The sequence below is a fragment of the Mycobacterium sp. SMC-17 genome, from assembly GCF_045310915.1.
Lineage (GTDB): Bacteria > Actinomycetota > Actinomycetes > Mycobacteriales > Mycobacteriaceae > Mycobacterium.
On the sequence record NZ_JBJIAK010000029.1, the window covers coordinates 72,983 to 79,755 of the forward strand.

A 6,773-nucleotide genomic window follows, 5' to 3' on the forward strand; every position below is an offset into this window, starting at 1 on the left:
GGCGCTCGTCACTCGAACAACTGAGCCCTGCGTACAGGGTCAACGGGGAGGGGCGGCGCCGGAGGCCGACCACACCCCGCGCCGCACAACTGCCTGCACCTGCAGGTTGCGGTCCAGCACGACGAGGTCGGCAGACTTCCCGGGCGCCAAGGCGCCGACGTCGTCGAAGCCGAGTGTGCGCGCCGGCGTGGTCGCCGTCATCGCCACGGCGTGCCGCAGTGCCGAATCCGACGCCGCTTCCAAACCCGTTGCCGCCGTCCGGAACAACGCGTCCATCGTGGCCGTACCGCCCGCAATGGTGGACCGCTCGCGCAGCCGCGCCACCGAGCCTGCGACCTCGACGTCGAGCCCGCCCAGTTGGTACGTCCCGTCGGGCATGCCGGCTGCCGCCATCGCATCGGTGATCAGCGCGACGCGATCCGAGCCCGCGGTGACCGCCACCTGGTGCACGAGCGCGGGATGGAGATGCACGCCGTCGGCGATGAGCTCCACCGTCACCCGGCTGTCCTCGAGCAGCGCCAGCGCCGGGCCCGGATCGCGGTGATGGAGCGGGCGCATGCCGTTGAACACATGCGTGCCCACGGTGGCGCCCAGCTGCAGTGCCCGTTTGGTCTCTTCGTAGCTGGCGTCGGTATGGCCCACGGCCACAATGCCTCCCGCGTCGACGAACCGTTCGATCGCGACGTCGGCGCGGGGTAGTTCGGGGGCGATCGTGACCATGCGGATGGCCCCGTCGCCGGCGGCGAGTACGGCATCGATCTCCGCGGGGTCGGGCTCCCGTAGCTGCGTTACGTCGTGCGCACCGCAGCGCGCCGAACTGAGCCACGGACCCTCCAGATGAATCCCGGCGACGACGCCATCGCGCACCGCGTCGGCCAGCGTCTGAATTTGCGCCAGCAGGACCTCCGGCGCCGCCGTGACCAGACTTGCCAGGGTCGTCGTGGTCCCGTGGGCACGATGAAACTCGGCGGCCCGCACCACGTCACCCGGATCGTCGGTGCCGTAGGAGAAGCCGCCGCCACCATGCACATGCATGTCCACGAAGCCCGGCACCACGACACCGTCGGGAAAATCGACGTCGACACCGCGGGGCGGGGCGCCGCCACCGCACGCCACGATGCGGTCACCATCGATCTCCAGCCACCCGGGCCGGCACACGGAATCGCCGAGAACCACCGTCCCGGCCGAGATGAGCGTCATCGCCCGTCAGTCTCTACCGGTTGGAGTGCTGTGGGCGCCGATTGATCGAACGGGCAGCCATCATCAACGAGAGCACTACCGCGGACCCGACCACGCCGACCCCGACGCGAATCGGCACCGCGTCGACCGGTGGCAGACCGTCGAAGGCCTGGGCAGCCGCGGGATGCTTGGCGTCGGGCTTGCGCTGGGTGAGCGACGGGTCCGGCTCGATCAGGGTGCCGACCTTGGTGCCGGGCGGCGTCGCGAACCCGTAGTCCAGCAGACGCGCGGCCTGCTCCCACGGCGCGATCGGCACGCGGGTGCCGTGCAGCAGGATCGCGACCAGCCGGCGCCCGCCGCGATCGGCAGCGCCCACGAACGTCTGCCCGGCGTCGTCGGTGTACCCGGTCTTGCCGCCGAGCGCGCCCGGGTAGTTGTAGAGCAGCTTGTTGTCGTTCTCCAGCTCGTAGCCGGGGTGGTCGCCGGGTTCGCCGGGCTTGGCCGGGTGGCCGGGGAAGTTGTACTTCTGCGTCGCCACGATCGAGGCGAACGTCGGGTTCTGCCAGGCGTAGCGGTAGAACAGGCCCATGTCGTAGGCCGACGTGCTCATGCCGGGGCCGTCCAGGCCGGACGGGGTGGCCGCCCGGGTGTCGCGACCGCCCAGCTTGGACGCCAGGTCGTTGATCTTCTCGATCGCCGTGTCCATGCCGCCGACCTGCATCGCCAGCGCGTGCGCGGCGTCGTTGCCCGAGTGCATGAGCAGGCCGTGCAGTAGATCGTTGACGGTGTAGATACCGCCGTCGTCGACGCCGACCCGGGTGCCCTCGGCGGCGGCATCCTCCGGGGTTCCGGTGACGCGCTTGTTGATGGGTAGTTCACGCAGCGCCTGCGTCGCGATCAGCACCTTGATGATGCTGGCCGGGCGGTGGCGCCCGTGCGGGTCCTTGGCGGCGATGATGTCGCCGCTGTCGAGGTCGGCCAGGAGCCAGGCGTCGGCAGAGACGTCGCCGGGCAGGGGTGGCATGTCCGGTGCGGCGACGATGCCGCAGCTGCCCATCAGGTCGCCGCCGAGCGGCGTCGCCGGGACGGGAATCGGGGCCGGCGGGTCGCCCGCCTTGGGCACCTCGGACTGGTCGACCGCGGGCGGGGTGTTCACCCGATACGGGCATGGATCCGCGGCCGGCGGGTCGGGTTCGGCATAGGCCAACGCCGGTGCGGCCGCCAGGAAAAACGCTGCTGCCAGGGCTGCAGCGCGCTGTGACGTTGATCGGGTGGTCGCCATGGTGTCGCCAGATTAGGTGACGGACGACCGGATCCCGTGTTGCCGCGCTGTGACAAGTGGGGTTGAAGTTACAAATGTGAATTAGCTAACCGGGGCCTACCGGCGCTCGGGGAGCGCGCAGTGCGCCAGGGCGGGCACACCGATGGAGCTCATCCACAGCCGCCCGTCGTGCTCGACGAGTCCGGTCACCTGTCCGAACTGACGGTGCCGGCCGCGCACGCCCGCGACCGCGGCGCCGCTGTCGGGATCGAAGGCGACGGCCCACACCTCCAGCGCCATCTGCGGCTGCAGCGCGTCCGGCAGACGCCACACCAACTGCCGCAGGATGGTCGGTCGCGGCGCGAGCCACTCGGCGGCGGCGTTGATCGGGGTGACGAACGCGACCCAGATTCGCCCGTCGGCGCCCGTCGAGATGTTGTCGGGCATGCCGGGCAGGTTGACCGCGAGCGGCGTGATACTGCCGGCCTGTGGTCCCGACAGCCAGTACTTCGAGAGCCGACGCCCCTGCGTCTCGGCGAACACCAGCGCGGTGCCGTCGGCGGTGACGGTGACGCCGTTGGCGAAGTACAAGCCCTCGCGCAGTGTGCTGACCGTGCCGTCGGTCGCCAGCTTGTACAGGCCGCCGTCGCCGCGGGCCTCGAGGATCGCGGCGCGGAAGTGCTCGTAATGGAACGAACTGGTCGATTCGGTGAAATAGATTGTGCCGTCTTCGGTTTCGGTGACGTTCGAGCAGAACCGCAGGGGCCGGCCGTCGATGTCGGGTACCAGCACCTCCAGGGCGCCGGTGCCGGGATCCAGCGCCAGCAGCCCCCGGTAGCTGTCGCAGACCAGCAGTCGCCCGTCCCGCGCGACGTGCAGCCCCAGCGGCCGGCCGCCGGTATCGGCCACCACATCCGTGTCACCGTCGGGGGAGACCCGCACGATCCGCCCGTCGACCAGGCCGGTCCACAACACGCCGTCGGCGCCGACGACCACGTCCTCGGGAGCATCGCCGGGCATCGGCACGATGGTGAGTTCCGCGGACGGGAAATCAGGCAGGGCGTCGACCGGCGGCGGGGTCCAGCGCACCGGGTTGATGGGTGGCTTGTGCGGCACGTGTAGACGGTAACGCCTGTTACGTGTCGGCAGACGGGAAAACCTCCAATTTCCGTTTGGATTCGGGGTTTTCACGACTGCCCGCCGGGCGGCCGTCAGTCGCGACGGAACTCCTCGCCCGTCGCCGTGTCCACGGCCGTCTCGCCGGGCGGCAGGTTCGACAGGTCGGGGGCGATGACCGTCGGCATGTCGCCGGAGTCCGGCAACCCGAAATGCGCCGGTGCGGACTGAACGGAGGCCGGCGTATCAAGCACCAGGTCATGGCGCCGCGGCAGCGTCAGCCCACGGAAGTACTCGGGCTGCGCGACGCGCCATGCGAACATCAGCACCACACCGAGCAGCAACCCGACAACGCCGACCACACCCACCGCGCCGAACCCGAAAATGGTGACGTTGTGGTGGTTTTCGTCCTTGAGCCAGTCCGGCTTGCTGTACTGGACCAGGCCGTAGACGAACACCACCGACAGTGTGATGCCGCCGAACAACGGCAGCAGGCCGCGCATCATGAAGTCACGCACGTTGCGGGTCAACGTCTTTCGGTAGAACCAGAGGCACGCGAACCCGGTCAGGGCGTAGTAGAAGGCGATCATCAGGCCGACCGAACCGATCAGCGCCGTCAGCAGATCGGCGCTGATGGCAGTGAACAGCACGTAGCACAGCACCGACAGCACGCCCATCACGATGGTCGAGGTGGTCGGTGTCAGGTACTGGCGATGAATCTTTGCGAAACTCTGTGGCAGCGCCCGGTATACGCCCATCGACAGGGTGGTACGCGCGGTCGGCATGATGGTGGTCTGCGTCGAGGCGGCCGCCGAGGTCAGGATCGACGCCGACAGCAGCAGCATGCCGATCTTCCCGATCACGCTGTCCCCGAACAACGATGGCCCGATGGCGGTGAACACGTCCTTGGCGTTCTCCTGGTTGCCCAGCCCGATGCCTTCGGTGCCCACGCCCGCGAACGCGATGGTCGAAACGGTGACCAACGCGTAGGTGGCCAGCAGCAGGAACGTCGAGATGACGGCGGCGCGGCCGGGGGTGCGGCCCGGATCGTCGGACTCCTCGTTGCACGCCACCGCGGTGTCCCAACCCCAGTAGATGAAGATGGTGGCCAGCACCGCCGGGGCGATCACCGTGCCGAAATCCATTCCGCCAGGCCAGAACCAGGACCACGACGGCATGATCGAGTAGGCATGCCCGTGATGCGTGTAGACCTTCACCAGCGCCACGACCGACACCACGATGAGTACGACGACCTCGACCGTCAGCAGCACGTACTGCAGCCGGGCCGATACCTCGATGCCGCGGTAACAGATGTACGTCATCAACACGATCCAGATGACGCCCGCCACCGTCGACCACAGCGTGCTGTTCGCCAGACCGGCGGCCGAATGCCACCCGAGGTCACCGACGAACGTGAACGAGTACGACCCGGCGATCTGCGCGAGATTGGCCATCACGATGACGTCGGAGGCGATGATGCCCCAGCCGCCCAACCAGCCGACGACGGGACCGAAGGCCCGGGCCGCCCACGTGAACGTGGTGCCGCAGTCGGGCTCGGCCTTGTTCAATTCCTGGTAGGCGACGGCGATGAGGTACATCGGCACGAACGAAATGAGCATGATCGCAGGCGCTTTGACCCCGGCGAGGAGCGTGCCGCCCGCGGCGATGACCAGACCGAGCGTCGCCGCCAGGCTGTATGCCGGAGCAGTGGACGCCAGCCCGACCACCACGCTGGACACCAGACCGAGGGCACCCCGTTTGAGGCCTTTGTCTCGGGCGACGATGTCTGGCGCTGTCGTGGTCATCTGCTCCCTGCTCATCCCGGTTGATTGCCGATGAGATGCTACGGTTCGCCGCGCTCGAACACCGAGTCGTAGGTTGGTGTTTGTGACCACTGCGCAGGACACCGATGAATTCGAGCGGTTACGCCCGCACCTGCTGTCCGTCGCCTACCGGCTGACCGGTGTCTACGCCGACGCCGAGGACATCGTGCAGGACGCCTGGTTGCGCTGGCACAGCGCCGATGTCGAGTCGATCGAAGAGCCCCGTGCCTGGTTGACGACGGTGGTCAGCCGCCTCGGCCTGGACCGGCTGCGGTCCGCGGCGCACCGCCGCGAGGCCTATTTCGGTGAGTGGCTGCCGGAACCGGTGGTGACGGGATTCGACGCGTCCGACCCGTTGGCCGCGGTGGTCGCGGGAGAAGACGCGCGATTCGCCGCGATGGTGGTGCTGGAGCGGCTGACACCCGACCAGCGCGTGGCCTTCGTCCTGCACGACGGTTTCGCGGTGCCGTTCTCCGAGATCGCGTCGGTGCTCGGCGTGAGCGATGCGAGTGCCCGCCAGCTCGCGTCACGGGCCCGGCGCGCCGTCTCCGAGGCCCCGGCGCCACCGCCGGACGCCGGCCACAATGAGGTCGTCGGCAAGCTGATGGCCGCGCTCGCCGGCGGGGACATGGCCGCCGTCGTCGAACTGCTGCATCCCGATGCCACGTTCACCGGTGACTCCAACCGTCGGGCACCGACGGCGCCCCGCACCATCGTCGGCGCGGACAAGGTCGCCCGGTTCCTGTTCGGGCTGGCCAGACGTTATGGGCCGCAATGGCTTTCGACGTCGCAACTGGCGCTCGTCAACGGCGAACTCGGTGCGTACAGCCCCGGCCTCCCCGCCGACGGTGAGCATCCGGAGATGCTGCCGCGCGTCACCGCGATGACGGTGCGCGACGGCAAGGTCGTCGCGCTGTGGGACATCGCGAACCCGGACAAGTTCACGGCGTCACCGCTGCGATCTGATTAGCGGCTCGCCGCTGCGGTCTGATCAGCGGCCCTAGAGCACGGCCCTAGATGTACTGACCACGGACGTTAGGTACGGCGTGGCGTGGTGACATGAAGAAGACCTCCGAGTGAAGTGCGAGCTGTCTAGGAACGCACCAACTCTCTCGGAGGTCTTCGTGTCCCACCGTAATGCCCCGCTGTCAGAAACCGGTCGTCTGCGCTTGGCCCGTTGTGTGGTCGATGAAGGCTGGTCGCTACGCCGGGCTGCTGAGCGGTTCCAGGTCGCCGTCACGACCGCCCGGCGTTGGGCCTGCCGATATCGCGAACTGGGACCGGCCGGCATGGTTGACCGCAGCTCTCGACCCCACCGGGCTAAGTCCCCTGGGGTGGTGGGAATTCGGGGACGGGGCTGAGGTGGGCGGAGATGTTCAGGCCGTGTCGGTGCC

At 68.6% G+C, this 6,773-nt stretch carries 5 protein-coding genes and 1 pseudogene; 2 read left to right on the forward strand and 4 right to left on the reverse strand.

The genetic code is table 11. The annotated features are described in order from the left end of the window. Window positions 1-39: 39 nt before the first annotated feature. The 4 genes from nagA to ACJH7A_RS18925 all read right to left on the reverse strand — a co-directional run bounded on the left by nagA (window position 40) and on the right by ACJH7A_RS18925 (window position 5,361). Window positions 40-1,200 (reverse strand): N-acetylglucosamine-6-phosphate deacetylase, encoded by a 1,161-nt coding sequence (gene nagA, locus ACJH7A_RS18910; protein WP_318987325.1) that lies wholly within the window; start codon window positions 1,198-1,200, stop codon window positions 40-42. A gap of 13 nt (window positions 1,201-1,213) precedes the next feature. Then, window positions 1,214-2,461 (reverse strand): D-alanyl-D-alanine carboxypeptidase family protein, encoded by a 1,248-nt coding sequence (locus tag ACJH7A_RS18915; RefSeq protein ID WP_318987326.1) that lies wholly within the window; start codon window positions 2,459-2,461, stop codon window positions 1,214-1,216. 96 nt (window positions 2,462-2,557) lie between these two features. Further along, on the reverse strand, window positions 2,558-3,556 hold the full coding sequence (locus ACJH7A_RS18920; protein WP_318987327.1) for an SMP-30/gluconolactonase/LRE family protein: 999 nt from the start codon (window positions 3,554-3,556) through the stop codon (window positions 2,558-2,560). A 95-nt stretch (window positions 3,557-3,651) separates the two neighbouring features. Continuing rightward, the gene (locus tag ACJH7A_RS18925; protein ID WP_406802529.1) at window positions 3,652-5,361 is read right to left on the reverse strand and encodes an APC family permease; all 1,710 of its coding nucleotides are present in this window, start codon (window positions 5,359-5,361) and stop codon (window positions 3,652-3,654) included. 82 nt (window positions 5,362-5,443) lie between these two features. Between ACJH7A_RS18925 and ACJH7A_RS18930 the strand changes: the two genes are divergently transcribed. Together ACJH7A_RS18930 and ACJH7A_RS18935 are read left to right on the forward strand one after the other, a co-directional pair. Next, window positions 5,444-6,349 (forward strand): sigma-70 family RNA polymerase sigma factor, encoded by a 906-nt coding sequence (locus ACJH7A_RS18930; RefSeq protein WP_318987329.1) that lies wholly within the window; start codon window positions 5,444-5,446, stop codon window positions 6,347-6,349. A gap of 154 nt (window positions 6,350-6,503) precedes the next feature. Then, window positions 6,504-6,701: pseudogene (locus ACJH7A_RS18935) on the forward strand (helix-turn-helix domain-containing protein); the annotation flags it as partial. Between the last annotated feature and the right edge of the window lie 72 nt (window positions 6,702-6,773).

Bases quoted from the DNA above. Each gene is read 5' to 3' on its own strand.
- nagA (WP_318987325.1), bottom strand. From the start codon at position 1,200: ATGACGCTCATCTCGGCCGGGACGGTGGTTCTCGGCGATTCCGTGTGC.
- ACJH7A_RS18915 (WP_318987326.1), bottom strand. From the start codon at position 2,461: ATGGCGACCACCCGATCAACGTCACAGCGCGCTGCAGCCCTGGCAGCA.
- ACJH7A_RS18925 (WP_406802529.1), bottom strand. From the start codon at position 5,361: ATGACCACGACAGCGCCAGACATCGTCGCCCGAGACAAAGGCCTCAAA.